This is a genomic window from Desulfosporosinus nitroreducens (genome assembly GCF_023897015.1).
GTDB classification, from domain to species: Bacteria; Bacillota; Desulfitobacteriia; order Desulfitobacteriales; family Desulfitobacteriaceae; genus Desulfosporosinus; species Desulfosporosinus nitroreducens.
This window is the reverse complement of record NZ_JAMHFY010000014.1, coordinates 109,787-131,200: the sequence shown is the minus strand read 5'-3', so window position 1 is coordinate 131,200 and position 21,414 is coordinate 109,787. Positions and strand designations below refer to the sequence as shown.

At 41.4% G+C, this 21,414-nt stretch carries 20 protein-coding genes, 1 rRNA gene and 3 pseudogenes; 7 read left to right on the top strand and 17 right to left on the bottom strand.

Annotated elements, in window-relative coordinates; translation table 11 throughout:
* Positions 1-273, bottom strand: a 16S ribosomal RNA gene (locus M8E35_RS16085); the annotation flags it as partial.
* A 1,110-nt stretch (positions 274-1,383) separates the two neighbouring features.
* On the opposite strand from M8E35_RS16085, the gene M8E35_RS16080 reads away from it, so the two are divergent.
* Entirely contained in the window at positions 1,384-2,520 is a 1,137-nt protein-coding gene (locus M8E35_RS16080) for a hypothetical protein (RefSeq protein WP_252470219.1), read from the top strand.
* A 300-nt stretch (positions 2,521-2,820) separates the two neighbouring features.
* Here the strand turns inward: M8E35_RS16080 and M8E35_RS16070 are convergent, their stop codons facing one another.
* From M8E35_RS16070 to M8E35_RS16045, 6 genes are all read right to left on the bottom strand, one after another.
* A complete protein-coding gene (locus M8E35_RS16070; protein ID WP_252470217.1) occupies positions 2,821-3,105 on the bottom strand; it encodes a GNAT family N-acetyltransferase in 285 nt (94 codons plus the stop codon).
* The gene (locus tag M8E35_RS16065; protein WP_252470216.1) at positions 3,089-3,229 is read right to left on the bottom strand and encodes a hypothetical protein; all 141 of its coding nucleotides are present in this window, start codon (positions 3,227-3,229) and stop codon (positions 3,089-3,091) included. The genes M8E35_RS16070 and M8E35_RS16065 overlap by 17 nt, the downstream gene beginning before the upstream one ends.
* A 161-nt stretch (positions 3,230-3,390) precedes the next feature.
* Entirely contained in the window at positions 3,391-4,029 is a 639-nt protein-coding gene (locus tag M8E35_RS16060; RefSeq protein WP_252470215.1) for a DUF3786 domain-containing protein, read from the bottom strand.
* Positions 4,030-4,221: 192 nt separating this feature from the next.
* Positions 4,222-4,386 carry a P-II family nitrogen regulator gene (locus M8E35_RS16055; protein WP_309446476.1) on the bottom strand — a complete coding sequence of 55 codons (165 nt, stop codon included), beginning with the start codon at positions 4,384-4,386 and terminating at the stop codon, positions 4,222-4,224.
* A 3-nt stretch (positions 4,387-4,389) separates the two neighbouring features.
* A complete protein-coding gene (locus M8E35_RS16050) occupies positions 4,390-7,506 on the bottom strand; it encodes a DUF3427 domain-containing protein (protein WP_252470213.1) in 3,117 nt (1,038 codons plus the stop codon).
* Positions 7,507-7,662: 156 nt separating this feature from the next.
* On the bottom strand, positions 7,663-8,130 hold the full coding sequence (locus tag M8E35_RS16045; RefSeq protein WP_252470211.1) for a VOC family protein: 468 nt from the start codon (positions 8,128-8,130) through the stop codon (positions 7,663-7,665).
* 1,022 nt (positions 8,131-9,152) lie between these two features.
* Here M8E35_RS16045 and M8E35_RS16040 point away from each other — a divergent pair.
* Positions 9,153-12,050 (top strand): RCC1 domain-containing protein, encoded by a 2,898-nt coding sequence (locus tag M8E35_RS16040; RefSeq protein ID WP_252470209.1) that lies wholly within the window; start codon positions 9,153-9,155, stop codon positions 12,048-12,050.
* Between the two features lie 257 nt (positions 12,051-12,307).
* On the opposite strand, the gene M8E35_RS16035 is transcribed toward M8E35_RS16040, so the two are convergent.
* Positions 12,308-12,565, bottom strand: coding sequence for a phosphopantetheine-binding protein (locus M8E35_RS16035; protein WP_252470207.1), 258 nt, complete (start codon positions 12,563-12,565; stop codon positions 12,308-12,310).
* Positions 12,566-13,140: 575 nt separating this feature from the next.
* Entirely contained in the window at positions 13,141-13,389 is a 249-nt protein-coding gene (locus M8E35_RS16030; RefSeq protein ID WP_252470205.1) for a hypothetical protein, read from the bottom strand.
* Between the two features lie 380 nt (positions 13,390-13,769).
* On the opposite strand from M8E35_RS16030, the gene M8E35_RS16025 reads away from it, so the two are divergent.
* Both M8E35_RS16025 and M8E35_RS16020 read left to right on the top strand, forming a co-directional pair.
* Positions 13,770-14,000 (top strand): hypothetical protein, encoded by a 231-nt coding sequence (locus M8E35_RS16025; protein ID WP_252470204.1) that lies wholly within the window; start codon positions 13,770-13,772, stop codon positions 13,998-14,000.
* Positions 14,001-14,005: 5 nt separating this feature from the next.
* Entirely contained in the window at positions 14,006-14,242 is a 237-nt protein-coding gene (locus M8E35_RS16020) for a hypothetical protein (RefSeq protein WP_252470203.1), read from the top strand.
* 68 nt (positions 14,243-14,310) lie between these two features.
* On the opposite strand, the pseudogene M8E35_RS16015 reads toward M8E35_RS16020, so the two are convergent.
* Together M8E35_RS16015 and M8E35_RS16010 are read right to left on the bottom strand one after the other, a co-directional pair.
* Positions 14,311-15,087: pseudogene (locus M8E35_RS16015) on the bottom strand (DUF3102 domain-containing protein); the annotation flags it as partial.
* A gap of 431 nt (positions 15,088-15,518) precedes the next feature.
* Positions 15,519-15,752 carry a hypothetical protein gene (locus tag M8E35_RS16010; protein WP_252470227.1) on the bottom strand — a complete coding sequence of 78 codons (234 nt, stop codon included), beginning with the start codon at positions 15,750-15,752 and terminating at the stop codon, positions 15,519-15,521.
* 137 nt (positions 15,753-15,889) lie between these two features.
* On the opposite strand from M8E35_RS16010, the gene M8E35_RS16005 reads away from it, so the two are divergent.
* Positions 15,890-16,132 carry a helix-turn-helix transcriptional regulator gene (locus M8E35_RS16005; RefSeq protein ID WP_252470202.1) on the top strand — a complete coding sequence of 81 codons (243 nt, stop codon included), beginning with the start codon at positions 15,890-15,892 and terminating at the stop codon, positions 16,130-16,132.
* An 880-nt stretch (positions 16,133-17,012) separates the two neighbouring features.
* Positions 17,013-17,186, top strand: a pseudogene (locus M8E35_RS16000) (DUF2922 domain-containing protein); the annotation flags it as partial.
* Positions 17,187-17,470: 284 nt separating this feature from the next.
* On the opposite strand, the gene M8E35_RS15995 reads toward M8E35_RS16000, so the two are convergent.
* Entirely contained in the window at positions 17,471-18,016 is a 546-nt protein-coding gene (locus M8E35_RS15995) for an SLOG family protein (protein WP_252470201.1), read from the bottom strand.
* Between the two features lie 158 nt (positions 18,017-18,174).
* Between M8E35_RS15995 and M8E35_RS15990 the strand changes: the two genes are divergently transcribed.
* Positions 18,175-18,486, top strand: coding sequence for a helix-turn-helix domain-containing protein (locus M8E35_RS15990; RefSeq protein WP_252470200.1), 312 nt, complete (start codon positions 18,175-18,177; stop codon positions 18,484-18,486).
* A gap of 200 nt (positions 18,487-18,686) precedes the next feature.
* Here the strand turns inward: M8E35_RS15990 and M8E35_RS27185 are convergent.
* The 5 genes and pseudogenes from M8E35_RS27185 to M8E35_RS26750 all read right to left on the bottom strand — a co-directional run.
* Positions 18,687-19,127, bottom strand: a pseudogene (locus M8E35_RS27185) (DUF3427 domain-containing protein); the annotation flags it as partial.
* Between the two features lie 136 nt (positions 19,128-19,263).
* On the bottom strand, positions 19,264-19,902 hold the full coding sequence (locus M8E35_RS15975) for a ParB/RepB/Spo0J family partition protein (protein ID WP_252470197.1): 639 nt from the start codon (positions 19,900-19,902) through the stop codon (positions 19,264-19,266).
* A gap of 225 nt (positions 19,903-20,127) precedes the next feature.
* Positions 20,128-20,256, bottom strand: coding sequence for a hypothetical protein (locus tag M8E35_RS26545; protein ID WP_289710870.1), 129 nt, complete (start codon positions 20,254-20,256; stop codon positions 20,128-20,130).
* A 253-nt stretch (positions 20,257-20,509) separates the two neighbouring features.
* Complete coding sequence (locus M8E35_RS27230; protein ID WP_464244704.1) at positions 20,510-20,713, bottom strand: Rpn/YhgA-type helix-turn-helix domain-containing protein; 204 nt, start codon at positions 20,711-20,713, stop codon at positions 20,510-20,512.
* Positions 20,670-21,194 carry a virulence RhuM family protein gene (locus M8E35_RS26750; RefSeq protein ID WP_252470196.1) on the bottom strand — a complete coding sequence of 175 codons (525 nt, stop codon included), beginning with the start codon at positions 21,192-21,194 and terminating at the stop codon, positions 20,670-20,672. Before M8E35_RS26750 ends, M8E35_RS27230 begins: the two co-directional genes overlap by 44 nt.
* Between the last annotated feature and the right edge of the window lie 220 nt (positions 21,195-21,414).

Genomic DNA, 21,414 nt, shown 5'->3' with positions numbered 1-21,414 from the left:
GTATTAGCCCTCGTTTCCAAGGGTTGTCCCGGATTTATGGGTAGGTTACCCACGCGTTACTCACCCGTCCGCCACTATCTAATACTTAACACTCAACATTCAGCGTTCCTTCAGTTGTGTTGGTACTTATGAATGCGTGGAGCGCTCATTCTTCGCGCTCTCGCTGTCCCCCACCTTACTGAACACTCAGTGTTAAGCATTAGACCGTTCGACTTGCATGTGTTAGGCACGCCGCCAGCGTTCGTCCTGAGCCAGGATCAAACTCTCCAAAAAAAGTTATTCAAACTTCTTATATTGAAGAAGATGATTCGCTCATTGTTTCTTTGAAACTCTTTCGAGTCTCTCTCATTGGCTGTCCTTGTTGTTTAGTTTTCAAAGACCATTTGTCATTGCCCGTTTAGGGCGGAATCACATCTTAGCATTTTCAGCTTACGTTGTCAATACTAATTTTAAGTCCGAATTTTTATCGTCGTTCTGTGATTCTCTTTGGCTTTTTAGGCCGGAGTTGTATCATAGCATTTCCAACGTGCGTTGTCAACAGCTAATTAAACTTCTTGTTTGATGCTTGGCCTGTTTTTTGGCCGGATGCATATATTAGCATCTTCAACCCTAAGTTGTCAACAACTAATTTTTGCATTGTTCAAATCAAGGCACCACGTTTTTGGCGCTCAGTTAGAATACATCTTTTAAGGTTTAATGTCTACTGTTATTTTTACCCAATTTTAGCCTAAAGCTTACTATCTGCTTAACAAAGACCCTAAGTAATTGGTGGAGCTTGCGTTCAATCATGGGAACCTAGAATCACCATGGTAACGACGAAGAGAAGTTCGGCCGTTTACTAGCATTGGCTAAATAGACCATTTATAACGGACAACCAAGTCTTTCCAGAACCTCTTTAGCATGATGTACAGTTCCGCACCAATTGCCTCGGCATTAAATAAGTCCAAGGGAACTATCTTTTAATTAGTGACTATTCAAGTCACCACTCTCTCTGCGTTCTCCAGCAAACAAGCGTCCGTCCCTGTGCACGTTATCTTTCTCTTACAAGCTCTTTTTGTAACAGCTTTTATAATACTAAGTCCATCCTTTAACAACAGACAAGTCCCTGTCCCCTTGTCCGTCCCATTGTTAACCTTATAAAGAACTTCTGATTATTGAATCCAGCGATCCGTCAATGATTGAACAATATAGTATAATAGATTATTGTCACAAGTTAATAGAAGAGGGTAATTATGACAAATATTCAACTTTGAATTAGGAACTCCCTGGCAAAACTCGTATGGTAAAAAACCCGCGCCAAGAGCTGAAACTTCCCATTATGACAAGAAATTAGCTTTTGGAAAGGTTCTCAACCAAAATCCACTTGAAAGCTGGGTGAAAACTATGGCAACAATAATATATTCGAAAAAAATCACGGACACAAAAGGATATAAATTGACTTCAGATGTATTAAAAGAAGCTTTCAATGAAGCAATCACCATTAACAAAAAACTGACCGCCTATAAAAAAAGAATTGCTTACTTTTTTATTGATCCACTCCTGAATAGTTTTGAAGCCGCAAATGACTTCTATTTTAATATCCTGGGATGTCATTCAATCTCAAAAATAAATACCTATAAAAGCGGCGCAAGTCCAGTGCAAACACTCTGTGATGCTAAAGAGCTTATTGACGAGGATTTATATGATGCAGTTTTTATTTTTGGCTACGATCCTTTGCTAACGAATAAACATGTTTATGGAAAAAACACCATTCAGCAAGCTATGGACATTTTTAACGGTAAGAGTATTTTGGAGTGCTACAATTTAATATCACATAGAATGTGCGAAGAAATGGGGATTTCTAAGGAGTTCTTTCTTCAATTAACGGACGATCTGTACAGAAACTATTTAAAAACTTATGTCAAGAATACTAACCAAAAAGTTACTTACGACCGAGGGCGAATGCTAGAGAATCTAAAGGGCGATTTGTTCAGAATGACTGATTGCGCTAACCCCAATATCGATTTTGCCGGTGGCGTAATTCTTGCAAATGATCAAACCGCTAATTTAATAACTCTCCCATATGGAAGAGTTAAAGTTTCAGGTACAAAGTACAATATGGTTAAAGGTACGCCCGAAAGCATTGATAAACTAGTTGGTCAGAAAAATAATCTCTTTGCACATTTACGGAGTTCCTTTTCAGCAGCCCAAGAACAGGCGAAAATTAACGTTTTTGAAGAATTCAGAAAAGGGAACTTATGTTTAGAAGTGTACACATGTTATCCCCCAATTCCTTTGGCTTTTTTATTAACCACAGAAATGGTTGAAAGTATACTGGAACTACCAGAATTCTTATTAAACCATGAGATTACAGTTACCGGTGGGATGAACCTTAATCGGGCACCCTGGAACAATTCAGCACTAAACAGCTTAATTGAAATGTGTAATACCATGATTCATAGCGGTATTAAGTACGGATTAGTTCATGGTAACGGCGGAATCGGAGAAATCCAAGGTGTCGCAATTTTAGAAAAGGTATGAACTCACCTCTAAAGAATGGTTATCACTTCAATTATGCGTTAGTGAACCTGTAATACTCTTCTGACACCGCTGAAAGGGCATCCAATATTTAATTTTTCTCAAACTGGAAGTAACGTTCATTCGATCTAAACAAGTCCACTTAAGTAAAACTACATTATTTAGAGACAAAGCGACTATCTTTTACCCAAAAACGCCAAGGGTAGTGTACAGCTTCTCTACTGTTATGAATCCCTATTCTTGGACCTACCACAATAGATCCGATTTCTTTTCCTTCTGCTGAATTACCATCATCCTACCCCATTATCTATCCACGGAAAGGATATCTGGATATTGTTTCTCATGTCGCTGTAACCAAATATTAGCATATGAACACGTGGCTGTAGCTTTTAGCCTTTCTTTCCTAAAATACTCAGCCACTACTTCCATCATCTTCCCGGCGACACCTTGACCTCGCAAAACGGGATTAACATAGGTGTAATCTATATTCACCTCTCCATTTTCTTTACGTATAAACGTAGCCTCACACATCAATTCTCCTTTTTCATCGGTACTATAGATACGTCCATTTTCATAGTTCCAATCCATGGTTTCCCTCCTCTTGTTTAGTAGAATCAATAAAGATGCCCAAAATTCGAAAGGCGGTGGGCGATTCGGCACCGGCCAGAGCTGACTGAATGTTGTTGAATAAACCAAAGCTGATCTCTGCCAAATAAGATACTCCCGGTATAGAGGATAATAGCAATTCCAATACTGATGGTTTACCCTTGCATTATGTAATGTTACAAGGAAAAGAAAAATATTACTTTAGGAGTTTATAATAACTTATACAACACCCTCAAACGTTGTTTAGAGAGTTTAAGTGATTGTAATTCACGAATGATTGTTTAACCTCTTCAGCTGAGCAGCTAAGTATATGCCAAGATCGATACAGATCGCGCTCTGGAGCAGGAACTCTATGGAAGGATCGTAAAGGATAGTAGCATTGGCCTTGACTTCATCATCTCCCTCCCAAACAATAACACACAAAGGTACTTCCGGAAATGCTCTGAAAACTACGGAAGTATCGCCAAAGGGACCCGCTTGACCGCCCAAGGAGCGTGCTGCTGTCATTAATCGACCAACCTGATGTCCGAACGCCTCGATCACCACTGAGATAGCCGTTTTATGAAACGCTGCATAAAATATCATTCCGCCCGGTATTTCTTTAACGCTCACCCATCTCGGAGAGGATTCCGGCAACGGCTGCGCATAAGCCAAGTAATTAAGGATAACAATCGTCGCCACCACATCAGGGACATGTCCGTCTGCTTTGCGGCAAATTGTCTCATTAACGCTATCCGCGATATACTCCTCGTCAAAGAAGATTACATTGAACTGATGAGTGTCGCTACTGTATGAAACAGCCCGTACTGCGGTGATCTCGGCAGGGTCGCGTTTCTTAATATCCTGCCAATATTTTTTATAAACAACCCGGTAACCGGATTCAGTTTCCGCTTCCTTGTCGCCCATTTTTCGTTCACATCCTCGCCGTCTTATACACCAATTTTCACCCTATTCAATATTAAGCTTATCTTTCTTTCTATATCACGCGAAATCGGCTAACTTAAAAATTGCCCCGCCTGTCAACGCCCTTAGGAAACTCCTCTTAAATTAAGCATTTAACAATTTTTCTAAATATTCCTACCCAAGATATATTATTTTTCAGCTTGTAATATGCCCCTTCTGTTTACCGCAACCAACCACCTGCGTCAAACTGATAAATCCGCAGGAGCACAAAGCATCGTTCACTTTATGGAGCCTTGATGGACGGATGATAGCCTCAATCTTCTTAACATTTAAACCCTCCAATCGTTGAGATATTGCCATTGCTTATACAATCTTAACAATCTGGTTCGAAGTCTTTAAAATTTCCATGGGCATCTTTTCGTCGAGCTTATAGGTGATGCTGATGGGGGCGGAACCTTGGTGGGAGACGTATTTGGCCAGGCCTAGCAACCGGTAAACTTCAGTGTTGCCGTAGGCGTCTGAGCGTTCTTCACGGACAAATAGGAGCACTCGTGATCCGTTTTCCCGCATGGTGATGTAGCGCTGACCAGTTGGGCTAATGTCTGAGGTACGACTTTGAGATTGCCAGTGAAAGAGTTCTTCATTAATCGCGTAATCCTCATATCTTGTAGACTCTTTATAGTGTTTTTCGGACTTGTTGAGTGTGACAAAAAAAACGTCCAAGTTATGACCGCTGAAATACTTGGCACCTTCTCTGAAAGCTTTCACTGAATTGATGGAATTCTCACCAACGGCTGCAAATACGTGAAGTGTTGAATAGGACGCATGCAGTTCAAGTGGGATGTCAGCTTCTATCGTAACTTGTTTAGGCAAATGGTCTATCTGTTCTAAGTTGTAACTGACCACATCTTGAATCTCTTCAATCATCTCGTGAGTAAACTCATAAACCCCGAGCATAAACTCTTGAATGGTGCCATTCCATTCCGTGTTGAAAAGAGTATAGTAAAACTGCGTTGCAAGACGAATATCTCGTTCCCTAACCAGTTCAAACGGACCATTAAAATAGTTCTGGATAAACTGCAAAAGCTCAACAGCATTAAGCTTAGCCAACCTAACCAACGCTCCTTTTAGAGACTTAATGCTAGCGAGCGGACTTCTAGAATCCATGACATAAGGCTGATTTACTAGTTCCGAGAAGGTGGTAAAACGGTAAATCTCAAGCGGCTCAAGATCGTAGCGTTTTAAAAAGTTAAGAAAAGTGCACTCTAGAACGTTATTCATCCTAAAGTCTGTCATTAACTGCTGCAATTTTCTTCTATTAATATACGCCGATTCAACGTTCTTCAAGATTCGTTCTTTAGCCAGTCTTTCCAGTTGGATATGGCAATTATTCGGTAAAGTAGTAAAGCCCTCGTTTATCTCCGTAACAAGGGAGCCGCGGGTACGGCCGATGAGACTTTGGAATTTCATACGATAGTCATACTGCATATGCGCCTGTCCTATAAAGTCGAGTACGGTGAGAACTTCCTTATCTGGATGAAGCCGCAGACCTCTACCCAACTGTTGGATAAAGACCGTAGCAGATTCAGTTGGTCTCAAGAACATGACTACATTGATTTCTGGAATATCGACACCTTCGTTATAAAGATCCACGACAAAGATGACCTTAATCTCACCTTTAAGTAGCTTTCCTTGAACCTTCTGCCTTTCTTCCTTGGAAGAATCAGCATCCAAATGCACCGCAGGTATTCCACGCGCATTAAACACTTGGCTCATATAACGAGCATGGTCCTTAGTGACACAAAAGCCAAGCGCCTTCATCTTGACAGTCGAAATGACATACTGATCTATCGCCTTCAAAATCCCATTATTACGCTGCTCGTTGCCAATGAATTTAATACCGAGTTCTGCAAGATCATAGTGCCCACTCTGCCATTTAATTTGGCTCAAATCCGTCTCGTCTGAGACTCCAAAATAATGAAAAGGGCATAGCAAGTTCCGATCAATGGCTTCTCTTAGCCTTATTTCATAGGCAATCCGATTATTAAAGTCCGCTAGAATATCCACACCATCCATCCGCTCTGGCGTCGCAGTAAGCCCCAATAAAATCTGGGGCGTAAAATGCTCAAGAACCTTGCGATAAGAACCAGCGGCGCCGTGGTGCGATTCGTCTAAAACTATGTAATCAAAGTGTTCCGGCTCAAATTTCAAATACTGTCCACTACTATTAAGGGTCTGAATCGAAGCAAAAACATGCTGATAATCTTGAGGTTGATACCCACCTACCCAAAGCTCACCAAAATTCGCATCCCTAAGAACACCTCTAAAAGCTGACAAACTTTGTTTTAATATTTCCTCTCTATGCGCCAAGAACAAAACCTTCGCCCCTGGCTTTTCCTTATAAAACTGCTTGAAATCAAAGGCCGCAACAACTGTTTTCCCAGTACCCGTAGCCGCTACAATCAAGTTCCGATAAGACCCATAAACCTCACGTTCAATTTGCAAACGATCCAAAATAGTCTGCTGATAGGCATAGGGAATAATATCAAAATAGTATTGTGGACTACCAGCATCCTGTTTATTTGACTCTTCCTCCAGGGCAACTTTAAGTCTTTTCACATCCTCAAGCTTTTTCGGATCAAAACTTTGAAACTCCCCAATATTCCAGTATGTTTCAAAAGTGATGCGGTATTTTTGAATCAGTTCGACTGAGGAATATTCAGCCACCTTAAGATTCCACTCAGTCCCCTCACTAAGTGCTGCCTTTGAAAGATTAGATGAGCCAATATAAGCCGTACTGAAACCCGATTCCCTATGAAAATAATAAGCCTTTGCATGAAGCCGTGTGCGGTTAGTGTCATAAGAAATTCGCACCTCTGTATTTGGAAGCTGTGCCAATAGCTGCACCGCCTTAAAATCCGTTGCGCCCATATAGCTTGTGGTAATAACGCGTAAAATTTTGGTCTTCGTATGTTCTACCAAATCTTCATAAATCAGCCTTAGACCGCTATGCTTGATGAATGACACCAACAAATCAATCCGATCTGCCGATGCGATTTCTCGCTTTAGCTCCATATAAACCGGCGGTTCATGATCACCACCAGTAAACAAGCTACTTCTAGCAACAGAAGACACCGGCATAAGCTCCTTAAATCTATCCTTTGAAAGTAGTTTCTCAGTAATTCCCCTTAATAAATGATCCTCCATAATCTGAAACTGACTGAGTTCGTTATCTTTAAGAATCCCACCGAGGTGTTCAATCACTTGATTCACCACGTCTATTTGAAATGACAAATGTTCAGGCTTTTTATAATGCCGTAACCCCGATTCGAGGACAGTTTGTATGTACGCAGCTAAAATAGACCCTGAGCTAACAGGATCTAACTTATCTTTATGAACGCCCTTTAAAGCTTCTAACTTATTAAGGGTTTCTTCTAAAGTTTTATTGATAATAGATTCGTAGAGTTGGATGTTAGACATAGAAAACTCCTTAGATGATGTGTTTTTTCTGAATTATTTATTAGAACGTCTTTTGCCCGACCATACTTTTTGGCAGTCATTACCTCTTCACCCTTAGCTTTTCCGAAGCACCATTAATATCCTTTATTTTAATAGATTCCTCTGTATGCTCATTTTTTACGTTGAGCACGACCTCACATAATCAACTGGTACATCCATACGAATGGCCGTTTCTTCAATCGAAAGTCCAGTTTCTATAAATCTCTTAACAACAATAGTCATGTTTTCCCCTACTTCAATAATGTGCCTATCCAAGTCATAGAAACGAACTACTCGCTGGCCCCACGAATGTTCAAAGAGCGGATGAATATATTCGATACCTTTCATAATGTTTAACTTTGCAACAAAGCTGTCCATGTCATCTTCCTCAAAATACAACTCACATGCATTGTTTCCGAAAACAATTTCTTCATCTTGCTTATGAATAAAGCCTTTCCAAGTATCAGCTGTCTGCAATGCAATACCGCCTGTCATAGTAACATTTGCCCCAAAATCAGCAACAACCTCTAACCCCAAAACATCGTGATAAAACTGCTTTGCTTTCTCAATATTTCTTACTGCAATCAACGTACAAGTATATTTCATTCTCACTATCCTCCCATTACGTGGGTCACCCGTGAGCGAAAAATCTGGCATCCTATTTCTAATAGCTCGTGAAACTCCAAACACTTTCTATAGCCTGAATTCTCCTTTATTCTGTAAAAACCCTGCCAACAACTGTTCCTTTTTACCATATTCTTTAAAATTATACTCTATCAGCACAGACCTTCTGCTTGATAATCTATCTTGCATAACTTACTATGAGTAAACCATAACACTCAGCTCAGACAATTCTATGTGAAAAGGATTCCATGCATTGCTGACCGTTACTGAAGTAAGTAATCGTTCCCTCTTTGTAGCCTTTCCATATGTGAACCGGTTGCATATTTTACAATTCATGGGTATAATATAAGAAAAGGACTGACGTGTTGCAAGCACGCCAGCCCGGCAGATTGTCTAACCAAACGGTTAGCCCGAATTACAGGTTATAAGAAATAACCGCGATCCTTGGAGGGGGCGGTTATTTCTTCTTTATGATCAAAACAATGAGTGTTGCAAATGCAATCATGAGATACATCGCCTCAACCATTGAGATCATCCTACCACCCCCTTTCTGAAGGGTGTGGCTAACCGTCCCTCGACAACCTGTTACAGATATTATAGCATAATCTTCCAGACAATAAGATGAAACTTTTCTCTGACTATTCGCAGAGTTCAGGCCGCCTCCTAAAACGAGGCGGCCTGATTTGTTCCGCTGCCCAAGATTCAAGTTGAAGGACTCTGTTCCTCACACCGATACAAATCGTTGAACGGAAATATTGGCTACCATTCAATTTGTTCTGGGTAGATGTCCTCTGGCGTCAATCAGTCAATAGCATCGGTATTATATGATGAAACAAGATGGATTTAATTGGCACTTGAGCAGATTCCCATAAACAGGAATAGTCCTGTTAAACAGGTGAATCCTCAAGGATTATTTTGCCAAAAGGAAATATCATTCGCTAAAACGAATTAACTCCTGTCCTACGGATCAAAAATAAGCTGCAATAGAAAGAGAGAGTGACCATTTGAAAAAGAATAAAGGATTCTTTGCACTCATGATCATTGTTTTTATGTTGTCTTCACTATTCACTGAGCAACCAGCCTATGGAGTTACCAATAATTTCATCGCGGCATCAGGTGGCTCACAGTCTATGCTGGCTCTTAACTCAGACGGAACCGTCTGGGGTTGGGGAATCAATCAAAATGGACAAATCGGAGACGGCACTACGAATACAAGACCCTATCGAGTGAAAGTTACAGGATTAGCAGATGTTAAAGCCATTGCTTCCGGTTCCACACATTCGGTTGCACTTCAAAAGGACGGTGAACTTTTTACCTGGGGCTCAAACTTTAGTGGTGAATTAGGAAACGGAACCCTTAAAGAAAGCTATCACCCTGTCCAAGTAACCGGTTTGTCAGACGTAAAAGCTGTTTCTGCCGGCAGTTTCTTTACTGTGGCATTAAAAAATGACGGAACCGTCTGGGCTTGGGGGAATAATAGCAGTGGAGAGCTGGGCAATGGTACCACCAAATCTTCAATAACACCCGTACAAATTCCCAGTCTGGCGAATATTAGCGCTGTATCTGCCCAAGGAACTCATACTCTTGCCCTCACTGATGACGGATCTGTTTGGAGATGGGGAGACACTATTTCTTCTCCTGAAAGAGTTGAAAGTCTCTCAGACATTGTTGCAGTATCTGCAGGATATGATCATTTCGCTGCCCTTAAAGCCGATGGCACCGTCTGGGCTTGGGGAAAAAACCATAGCGGTCAATTAGGGGATGGTACGATAACTTCTCGAACCAGTCCGATTCAAGTTCCAGGGCTAACTGCGGTCAAAATGATTTCCGCTGGAGTTCGTAACACAATCGCCTTACGCCAAGACGGTACGGTTTGGTTTTGGGGGATCGATTTCACTAAACCCATGGATCAGCCGACAGATCTGGGTTATCATCTTAATTTAAGCCCTGTTACCGTTCCCAACCTAACCGATGTCCAAGGAATTGCCACCGGTCCAAGCGGATATCTCATCATAACCACTGAAGGCTCCATGTTAACCTGGGGTTTTAATCACGGTACATTGGGAGATGGCACAGCCAATAACCGCACAACACCCAGCCCTGTAGTGGACTCCCTTCTTCCTGACAATATGCGACTTGCCGGTTATGACTTAATTGGTACTTCTATAGCTATTTCTCAAAAAACCTTTCCTGTTACTCACAGCGCAGATGCCGTACTGTTAGCCACCGGTTATAATTTTCCGGATGCTTTAGCCGGAGCAAGCCTCGGAGTGCTGGAAAATGCTCCGCTTTTACTGATCAACCCTTATACTGATAATCAGAAAACAATCACCGAGATAAGACGAGTTCTAGAACCTGGAGGCACAATCTATATCCTTGGCGGAACAGCAGTGGTATCTTCGACTCTTGAAGCCAAGTTAAACGATAATTCCTATCATCCCTATAATATTAAGCGTCTGGCAGGCATTACCCACTACGGGACAGCTGCAGAGGTTGCTAAACAAGTCAAGCCTTCCGGAGGCGGAGAAGTCATCATCGCCACCGGCGAAAATTTTCCGGATGCTCTGTCAATCTCCCCTTATGCTTCTGCACAGGGTATTCCAATGATTCTCGTTGAGAAAAACAACCTCCCTGCTGAAAGTCTATCTTATCTTAAAGACGTCAAGCCCACGATTGTCACTATTGTTGGCGGCGTAGGTGCAGTGAGTGCTACATTGGAGGCACAAATCCAAAACCTTTTCCCAGAGGCAAACATCCGACGTTTTGGCGGTTATGACCAGTATGAAACCTCGGCTATGATTGCTAAGGCACTATTCGGCGACTCAAGTCCTAATCTTTTTGTGGCAACCGGAACAAATTTTCCAGATGCCCTCTCCGGCTCAGTTATTGCCGGCTCGACCCAATCCCCTATCGTTTTAGTAAAACCCAACGAGATTCCTGAGAAAGTAAGCTTGATCTACCTCAACTCCCTTTCAAAGAAGACCGTCGTTGTCCTAGGTGGTACAAGCGTCGTTTCCGAGTCTGTCTTTAACACACTTAAGTCCAGGCGCGCCCTCGATCCCGGTAATATTCAAAGTAACCTGCATAACTCCGGACTAGCTGCCGCAAGTAATGGATGGATATATTACCGGAGCGGTCAAAATAATACTCTATTATATAAAATGAAACCCGATGGATCAGAAGCGACTAAAGTTCTGGACGATAGTGCGGAACATCTGAGTGCCATAGGCGATTCCATTTACTTCTCAAATGTTGTTGGATCATATCAAAAGATCCTAAGTGAGGACTCCCCTAAACCTTCTCTTATTTCGTCTGCAGCTATGCCTTATGTCTTCGCGGATGCTAAACAAGTATACTATGCTAATGATGGGGGCCTCTTCATCGACGGCAATGGTTTTTTGGCTTCAAAGCAAATTTTGAATAATTCCAGAAACGTCTTTATTAACTCCGGTTATATCTATTATCAGAAGGCATCAGCAATGGGTCCAAATCCAATTTACAGAGCAACTATGGATGGGACAGAGGAAACTTTGATGGTTGATGATAATGTAAAATCCTTTAGCATCAGTGACAATAAGCTTTTCTATATCACTTATAACAATGGAAAAATATACACCACGAATATCGACGGTACAGGAAAAAGGGAAGTTACCAGTGATGCTGCCGGAGCTTTAAATGTGCATAATAGCTGGATCTACTACAGCAATAAAGCAGATGGGTACAAACTTTACAAAGTTAAACTTGATGGTACCAGTCGGACAAAACTCACGGATAAAGATGAAGTATCGGCTATAACTATTGTGGGTGATTGGGTCTTTTTCACAAGAGGATTATCTGTCATGTCAATGGATCCATCGGTATATATGATGAAACAAGATGGATCTGAGATTCAAAAGATATAATAGGTATGGGGTGTTAAGCCCAGGATTGCTTCTATGAGGAATTGCTTATCTGATTGCATATTTTACAATTCATGGGTTTAATACTATAAACATTAAATACATCGCCTCAACCATTGAGATCATTGAAGAAATCCCTGCCTTAAAAGCTAACGCGAGACAAAAGTTGTCCCGCGTTGCTTATTTTTTTATGCTCAATATTAGTCACTATTTCGTTTTACAGCCCGAATTGCATCTGTGACACTATATGGTGGAAGAAATCACACCGAATATATAATCGATCGGTAATCGGATAAACCTCTAGCTCTCAGGTTTTCTACAATATCATTGACGGTAACCACATTTGCAAACTCGTCATCAGTAATGGTTATCTCGAATTCATCCTCCAGATCTCCAATAATCATCGACATATCTATAGAATCCACAAACAAGTCTTCCCGCAAACGGCTCTCCAGGGTTATCTTTCTCTTCTTCTTTTGTAAAATATGATTTAAAGTGAATAGTACTCTGTCTTCCATTTTTAGTCACACACCTTCCCTCGATGCTTAAGAAACATTGTGTTGGCTGATTCATATTCTAATTCGCCTTTTAAAACCGACTAGACTATGGTTCCATTTTACAATGGAGGTGTTATTTTTGGAAGAGTAACCATTTGCATATTTTACAATCTATGAATATAATATTAAATAAGGACTGACGTGTTGCGAGCACGCCAGCCCGGCAGATTGTCTAACCGAACGGTTAGCCCGAATTGGAGTTATAAGAAATAACCGCCATCCAGCCGGGGGCGGTTATTTCTTCTTCATGATCATAACAATGAGTGTCGCAAATGCAATCATAAGATACATCGCCTCAACCATTGAGATCATCCTACCACCCCCTTTCTGAAGGGTGTGGCTAACCGTCCCTCGACAACCTGTTGCAACTATTATAGCATAATCTTCCAGACAAAAAGATGAAACTTATCCCTGACTATTCACAGGGTTCAGGCCGCCTCTAAAAACGAGGCGGCCTGATTTGTTCCTAGCCAAAGGTTAAACTTCAAGGGCTCTGTTCCTCACAGCGATGCGTATAGTTAAACAGAAACATTTTGCTACCAACCAATTTGTTCTGGGTACTCCAACTTCAGACTGATATCATCAGGATTTCCTTCTTTATGAGTTTGATGTTTTAAAGCGATTTCCTCATGTACAATCTGCAATTCCTTTAATAATTCCTCAAATTTTTGCTTGTACAATTCTTGAAAGTATTCTTCAGAAATAGCTTCTGCTTGCTTATCTTCTTCTAACCCTAAATGAGCACTAGTCTCCAATTCATACCATTCTTTTGTAAAATAATGCACTTTGTCCACCTCTGACTCAATTTAACCGAGAAGCAATCGTCATACCCAAGTACATGAAGAATTCAATCATTGCTTCATAATGTCACTTGCAGGACTCCATTGTCCTGGTTCCTTGATGAAAGATTGTTTTTGCTGCATCTCTGTTCTTTATCTATGAGATAATTTGGGGAACATAAGTTGATTGATTTGGAATAATTTAAGGTCTTTTCCCCTTGCGAACATCAAATTAACTCCTTCAAAGAATCAGCGTTAAAGTTTGAATTTGATTGAAGATATTGTGACATTCCAGTATATTAATACTACATCCATATGATTATCTCCTTCTAAGTTGGTAAAACTAACCATACAGTATTGAAACAGCATTTGGAAGGTGATATGATATGGACAAGAAGATCGGTGTTGATACAGAGATCAAGGCAAATAAAGTAATTAAATTGTTTAGAGGAGGGAATAGACATATGCATGCCGTAAAAACAAGTCCTATAAAGGCAACTGTCATAGAAGGTCATTACGCTCAAGATGTGATAAAAGAGCTGATGAGTAAGCCCTCTCCTAATGCTATTATTAAAAATAAAAGGGCTTCAGATCTAGTTAAAAAATTAAGGAAGTAAATTTGATGTTGCAAAATATATATGATTTGCAAGACATGATTAAATTGGTTGATTTGTCTAAAGGTTATAGATTGAGTGATTTTGTTTGTGAATTTGAAGAGTATAACGAATTTTTAAGAGATGAAGCATTGGGATTGCAGGAAGCTGAAATTTCAAAACTTCATCTCTTAATTAATAAAGAAAACGCTGATGTTATTGCATTTATGTCGCTGTCGACTGACTCAATCAAGCTTGGCAAATAAGATCTTCGAGAAATCGGGGGGTCTTTGCTCGTTCCCAAAAACAGTCATATCCACATTCACAAATTTGCTCATATCTCATATCTCATATCTCTGGTCATTTTCAGGGTTTCGTCGTTCAAGTCTGCATTTCTTGCTTGCCTGCTCCACGTCTCGTCCTTAAGCCACACATTCAAACGATCGTATACTTTATTCTTATAAGTGATATACGCCTCCTTGTCATTGGGGGCGATTTTGAGCAGCTCTTGCTTCACATCCTTAATGGTTTTATCCAGGTTTTCACAGAGGAAGGCGATATGGTTGGCCCTGACCTTGAGCGCGGTATTAATGAAGTTCGTTTTCATCCTCTCGTAGCCCTTGGCGGATGAGCTTTGTTGGAGCGATTCCAGCGAATCCTTCAGCTGCCTGGCCGTTTTATCGAGTTCCGCTTTGGACGTCTTGACGTTCTCCAATTGGACCTTCAGATTGGCAAGCTCCGTAGTCAGCTCGGTGATGATACCGCTTTGGTCTTCCACTGTCTTCTGGAGGTCTGCGTTCTCCTGCAGGGCTTGGTCTTTTTTCTGTAAAACCCGGTCTTTTTCTTGCAGGGTCTGCGTCCGTTCATTGACCGCTTGCCTGAGTTCCTGTTTGGTCATTCCCTCGATATCCATATCGAGGATGAATTGCGCCCGTTCCTCCTTTGGGATCCCTAAAAGAAGCACCACCTGGCTGTAGTTCAAATTCGGATCCGGATCCGAATTTGAGGAGGTAAGCTGTTCGGCTCCGTACTCTTTGAAGATACGCATCAGTTTATTGGCCCTGCTCTGGGAGAAATCGACCGACTCCTCCAGCCACTTGCCCCATTCTCCACTGGAAAAGCTATAGTTTCCCTTTATTAACTGGAACCAAGCAGTTGGACAAAGCAAAGTTTTACTATGGAACAACCTGGACGGCCATAACATAAGATATTGTATCCCCGGTGTTTAAGCCTGGGGCGGATCAAAAAGGGAAGAAACCCGCTGCTCTTTAAGAGTTCAGCGGGCTTCTTCTTTATTGTCATTATCCTATTCAAGATATGAAAGTGGTGGCTTTGATATTCCGAGTACCTCGCTTATTAAACTTGCAATTCTATTAAACAAGTATCGACTATCTAACATAGAGGTTTTCGGGACATTAAGGTTATTGATACCACGACCGATGACCTTTTCGACCCGCCGCAGGCTTAACCGGCAGTTTTTAAGAAGCGTTAACGTAACCCCCGGCTGAATCGGCGTTCAGACTGCTGACAACGTCATATTTGTCAGCAGTCTGACGCTGTCTGATCAATGACTAAAGACTTCTTTAGTTTTTCAACTGTTCCTTTGTATTCCTCATCACTATCCTTCTTTTGAGCTCCAGATTTTTTGAGCGAAATAACCGGGGTTACTTCTTCAGTATAATCGTACTCTCCTTGCAGCTGCGCTTCAACGAGAATATCAACCACATTTGCTACTTCTGCAGCAAGTCGAAAATACATATCCTTATAATCCGGCACGCGAAAACACCTCTCTCCATAATTAGTATTATATAACTAATTATGGCACAAAATTAATCTTAGTGCTATATCACTAACAAAATATTTGTATTTTCTGTATGCTTTGATTAGTGATAAACCACTAGGAGGTGTATTCATTGGATACAAGACAAGCAGTAGTGAACAGAATCGTTGAACTTTGCAAAGAACGGAATATTACGCCCAATGCTTTGAGCTATCGTGCCGCCGTACCACAATCGACTATAAAAAGCATCCTAAATGATGAGAGCCTGAACCCTGGTATTGTAACAATTAAAAAATTGTGTGATGGTTTAGAAATCTCACTATCGGACTTTTTTAATACGGATGTCTTTCGCAATTTAGAACAAGAACTCACATGAATCTCCGATATTAACGCTGCATCTCCCCGAAATCTTTAACCGTAAATGCTTTGTTTTAGTTGGCCTTCCCGCCAAGCAGACCTAAAAGTAAGATTATCATTCATCCTTTAGATGCTCTTGTACCCTACCAATATTTATGGGAACTGGGAAACGCTTATCTGCGGACAAAGGGGGCCAACGCCGAGCTTTCCAGAGGTATGGGCTTCTATTTCTTGGAGTTAGGATTTAAAACCCGCCTCTCTGAGATTATCTCGGACAATTAGAAAACTTGGCTACGCCCACACGAAGACACTGTCTTCGCACATATTAGCCCTTCTTGCAGACACTGTACCTGCATGTCCCTTCTGCTCCTTTATTCACAAAATTGTGGCCAGACTCATGAGGATGACAAACCTCATATAAAATGCCTATTCCAAATTGGCCTGCGCGGGCCAATTTAGAATAGGCATACTTTTCTTATCCCAAATTAGCCTGCGCGGGCCAATTTGAAATAGCCTGGGTTCTGACCTTGGCGACGAATTTGGATTGTTGTCACTGTCGGGGAAGGCAAGTAGTATTGTCCCATACTAATCTTGTTGTCCTCAATCCATTTCGCAGCGGAATCTGGCTTTACCATGGATAACATTTATGCCGACTGGACGTGTTTGGGGTTAGAGATTCAGAAATCTGAATGGTTATAGGGTTAGCCCGAATTGAAGACTCAGCTCAGACAATTCTATGTGAAAAAGGAGCGAAGCCTAAGATTCCCTCAGTTTCGCTCCCTTTGTTAGTTATCCGCTCAACTGAAACTCTCTCCGGTTCTATCTTCAGAACATCAGCTTAAAATGCAAAATCTTTCCGTTTTATCCTACAACACTAAGCCACAAATCTAAGCTAATATGTAGCCATCCCCGATCCGAGGGAAGACTTGGATAAGGCTGAAACCGAGGCTGTAATGGACACGATCATTCAGAAGAATGTATTCCTTACGTCCAGCGATGAGCTGATCGGAAAGCGGGATATTAAGGTTGTTGGAACCACGATCAACGACTTCTACGACCCTCCGCAAGTTTAGGTGGAGCCAAAAAAGAACGGCGGCCGTGTGGCCGCCACTTCTCGCCTAACTTGTGGCAAGATAAACTAAGCACCGGCATATACCTAGACCAGCTCATTCTCCGGACCTCTGATCATCCTGCAGAGACACATCCGCCAGAGAGGCCCCCTCCAAAGAGTCCAGAATCAGCATCCCTTCTCCCTGGAAATTTTCCCAGAATGTATAACATTCCCTGATGACTGTCGGTTCGTCATTCATAACACCCCAGTTATGGGCTAATAGCATTGGGCTGTGCCGCTAGTTTTTCAAATCAGTCGAACTTCATAGGTATTGAAGTCAATCAGAATCACCATCTTTCCCAGGGTGCGAGCAATAGAAAGGATTTCCCCCGCGCCGCCGTGTTTGCCATTCCATAGCACAAGCACATAATTACTTTGCTTGACCATGTATTCCTTTTTCTTTCTGATGCAATCTTTACTATAATGACGCTGCAATAGAGTTTCCTTATCGCATCGTTCTACAATAGAAAAGTACCTATCACGCTGCGCTATCGTCCAATTTGCCGCCTGATCCTCACAGGGAATAACGCACTCTAGGGTAACTTCGGGATAGTCTCTTTTGAGGTCAAGGACGATTTCTGCGAAAAACTGGCCTACACATAAATCAACACCGCTGATGAAATGATTAACTCCCATAGCTTCAATCAAATAGACCGCCTGTTCCATCAGTACCTGCTTCAATCGCAGGCTCCCTGCGTTTTTTTCGTCAAACTCAATATGAAAGCTTTTATTGCGAGGTTCCGAAAAGCAGCAGGCAGTCCTTATATTGGCATCTTTAATAATCATTGCCATTTTAGGCAACCACCTTTCTCATAATAATAAGGAATTAAGGCATATATCCTCTTGCATTATACGGAATACAATTCCCTATGTCAATAGAAACATATGCTGTAATTCCGTATAAAGAGCCGATGTATTGTCTATAATCATATACAAGGTGGTGAATTGTAATGTATGAGGATTTATTTTACGAAAGATTAACCACGCTCCGCACACAAAAAGGAGTTTCCGCAAGGGATATGAGCCTGTCTTTAGGTCAAAGTGAAAGCTATATCAATAAAATTGAGAACAAAAAGTCGCTGCCTTCCATGACAGGATTTTTTTATATCTGCGAATACCTTAATCTCCCTCCCAAGGATTTCTTTAATGACGAAGTAAGCTTTCCGACAAAATTAAATGATTTAATTAACGAATCTAGGAAGCTAAGCGACGGCCAGTTGGAACATCTTCTGGCTATCATTAAGGACTTAAAAACAACGTAAGAAAAGCAGTCAAAACAAAAGGACTGACGTGTTGCGAGCACACCAGCCCAGCCGATTGTCTAACCGAAGGGTTAGCCCGAATTAGAAGTTATAAGCAATAACCGCAATCCTAGCAGGGGCGGTTATTGCTTTTTTATGATCAATACAACTCCTCTGATTCCCTTAGTAGGTCATGTTGTTCAGCATTTCACTTGTTAACCTTAAACCTTCACCGTCTTCTTCATCACAAACCCCGGCAAAGGCTCCTTCATCTTCCAGACAATACTAATGGGTGCTGAACCATAATGGCTTTGAAAATCGGCAAATCCAATACAAGTAAAGGTCGAGGCAAAAGCCCCCTCTTTCTTATACTCTCTCACAAAAAACAACATCATTCCCACCACTGGTTACTTGGTTAAGATACCTCTGCCCTGTCAGCGATTCCTCGGTTGTTCGACTCTGAGACTGCCAATGAAATAGCTCTTCACTGATGGAATAATCCTGATACATGTTTGACGGAGAATAGTCCTTTTCGGACTTGTTCTGGTCACAAAAAAGACATCCAACTTCAAAAGGGCTACAATAAAAGGCGTAAACTCAAGATTATTCCAATACCCTTCAAAGGTGGCCCGGATCTTCTCCAGAATATCGTCTGAGTCATATTGGGATAGCTTAATATTCCATTCCAATCCGCTTGTCATGGCAGACTCAGAGATATTCGACGGCTTTAAAATCCGTGGCTCCCAGATAGGAAGTGGTGATAACCCGCAGTTTGCCGCCTCCCATTGTTAAACTGAGTCAGCTCAATGTTGACCCTAGAGTGAGACTTAATATAGGGGTGACGGATGCTACACTTGGGAAAGGGATGGGGCTTACCTCAAAGGAATACATTCTATTGAGCCTCAACCCTAAACAATAAGTTGATAAGTTGGTGTCTGGCACTGGTCCCTTTCTATCTAAAGCTAAAAGTGCCTCGTGGCCAAGCTTTAAGGACTTAATAATGTCCTTATACTCCTGGGGTATATCACGAATCTTTTCGTATTTACGAACAACTGCCCTGGCAATGCCAGTTTCCTTGCTAATCATGTCGATATCCCACTGCATACCTAACAACCGATGAACGTAACGGATCCGTTCTGAACTACGCATTTTTTGCTTATTGTAGTCCCGACGTAACCGCTTTGCGATACGATAGGCAGGATCTGATTCTGGTTCGATAGTACATTGGACACTTTCCCATCCAAGGTGAACCAGACTTATATACCTCTTATAGCCGTCTACAAGAATATAGTGATCGTTGATTGGCCCCTCGACGATTAAAGGATTGTCTAATTTATTCTTTCTGATATCGGCTGTTAATCGTGTATCCTCTTCACATCCAAATAAGGGGTCCAGAAATATTTGGGACAATCTAATCCAATCAATAAGCCCGGGCATAGGAACACACCCCCAATCCTCCTAAGGAAAGGTTATGTGAGAAATAAATTGTCCTATTCTCTAATCGTCCAGTCTCTTTACTCCTAAAACTTTTCGTTTCGCGTCCTAGCCATAAAGAAAGTTATGACACTTTTAGTGCTGAGTCTTCACGATGCAATTGAAACCTTATGCCAAGCAAATTCTAGTTTACACGTTAAATTAAAACGAGGCGGCCTGATTTGTCCCTCAGCCAAAGGTTAAACTTGAAGGACTTCCCCAACACTCATCCACATGAATGAAAACGTCACTTATCAACTTCAGACCTTTACCGTCTTCTTCAACACAAGCCCGGGCAGCGGCTCCTTCTTCTTCCATACAATACTCATGGGCGTTGAAGCATTCATTTCATCTTGAAAATTTCTCTTTTAGAAATTCGCCTTATACAAGAACATCATTTTCAAAAGCAAACCGGTTATCTATGGACAGTCCCCTTTGGCAAAAAAGCGAATTGCGGACAAAAAATCGCCCCACACTTCAATAGTGTAGGGGACAGTTTTTTCTGATTCGACAGGCACCAGTGCTCCCAGGGCCCCTTATAAGGAGCAGACCCCTCCCTCGATCAGTAGTCTCAATCTTTTAGCACTTTAACTTCGTTTTCCGTCATACCTGTTGCTTTAGCTATCTTTGAAATCTCCATTCCCAAGTCCAAAAGATTCTTCGCAACTTCTACCTTTCCCTTCTGGATTGCTTCCCTCGACCGGAGTTCTGCTTCTCTGACGGCCGCCTTCTCATCTAAAACTGCCTTGCGTCTCGCAAAGTACTCTTCTCTCACATTCTTCCAGTAAATGTTCGAAATATTCCTCGTTTAAGAAGGTTCCATTTTTTAATCTCTCTTTGTCCAATATATATCCTCGGATGGCGAAAGTACGCAATACTCCGGTTGCCCATTGTCGAAACTGCGTTGCTCTGAGCGAATTCACCCGATAACCAACTGAAATGATGGCGTCGAGGTTATAGAATAAAACATCTCTTCTAACTTCTCTGTTTCCCTCTTTTTGAACTATCCGGTTTTTTCGGATAGTTGCTTCTTCCACTAGTTCACCCTCAGCGTAAATATTTTTCAAATGGTCATTTACCGTCCTAAGATCCACACCAAAAAGTTCTGCAATTAATTTTTGAGTGAGCCAAACCGTTTCATCTTCAACTCGAACTTCTATTGTATTTTCATTTGCTTGTGAAGTGAATATTAAAAATTCTGCTGTACTATTTCTGATTCGCAGTTTATTCTCGGCTTTTTTCTTATAATCCTTCACAGCAACCCCTCCAAAATATTGTAAAAATTGTCACAATGTAATAATATAACCAAACATATGTTCAGGTCAACCCCCAACCTATATTTGGTCTCAAAAGCTCTTAGTTTACCTATTAATCTTTCGTGCGTTTGGCTATGTCATAAAACATCTTCGCGCGGCTCACAACTTAGCCAACTAAACGGCTGACATAAGCCCCTGATTATCATTTGCTTACACTCTC

What these genes read in the sequence shown, in the direction of transcription:
- M8E35_RS16080 (WP_252470219.1), top strand. Translation starts at nt 1,384, where the DNA reads ATGGCAACAATAATATATTCGAAAAAAATCACGGACACAAAAGGATAT.
- M8E35_RS16070 (WP_252470217.1), bottom strand. Translation starts at nt 3,105, where the DNA reads ATGGATTGGAACTATGAAAATGGACGTATCTATAGTACCGATGAAAAA.
- M8E35_RS16060 (WP_252470215.1), bottom strand. Translation starts at nt 4,029, where the DNA reads ATGGGCGACAAGGAAGCGGAAACTGAATCCGGTTACCGGGTTGTTTAT.
- M8E35_RS16055 (WP_309446476.1), bottom strand. Translation starts at nt 4,386, where the DNA reads ATGGCAATATCTCAACGATTGGAGGGTTTAAATGTTAAGAAGATTGAG.
- M8E35_RS16050 (WP_252470213.1), bottom strand. Translation starts at nt 7,506, where the DNA reads ATGTCTAACATCCAACTCTACGAATCTATTATCAATAAAACTTTAGAA.
- M8E35_RS16045 (WP_252470211.1), bottom strand. Translation starts at nt 8,130, where the DNA reads ATGAAATATACTTGTACGTTGATTGCAGTAAGAAATATTGAGAAAGCA.
- M8E35_RS16035 (WP_252470207.1), bottom strand. Translation starts at nt 12,565, where the DNA reads ATGGAAGACAGAGTACTATTCACTTTAAATCATATTTTACAAAAGAAG.
- M8E35_RS16025 (WP_252470204.1), top strand. Translation starts at nt 13,770, where the DNA reads ATGGACAAGAAGATCGGTGTTGATACAGAGATCAAGGCAAATAAAGTA.
- M8E35_RS16020 (WP_252470203.1), top strand. Translation starts at nt 14,006, where the DNA reads ATGTTGCAAAATATATATGATTTGCAAGACATGATTAAATTGGTTGAT.
- M8E35_RS15995 (WP_252470201.1), bottom strand. Translation starts at nt 18,016, where the DNA reads ATGGCAATGATTATTAAAGATGCCAATATAAGGACTGCCTGCTGCTTT.
- M8E35_RS15990 (WP_252470200.1), top strand. Translation starts at nt 18,175, where the DNA reads ATGTATGAGGATTTATTTTACGAAAGATTAACCACGCTCCGCACACAA.
- M8E35_RS15975 (WP_252470197.1), bottom strand. Translation starts at nt 19,902, where the DNA reads ATGCCCGGGCTTATTGATTGGATTAGATTGTCCCAAATATTTCTGGAC.
- M8E35_RS26545 (WP_289710870.1), bottom strand. Translation starts at nt 20,256, where the DNA reads ATGGAAGAAGAAGGAGCCGCTGCCCGGGCTTGTGTTGAAGAAGACGGT.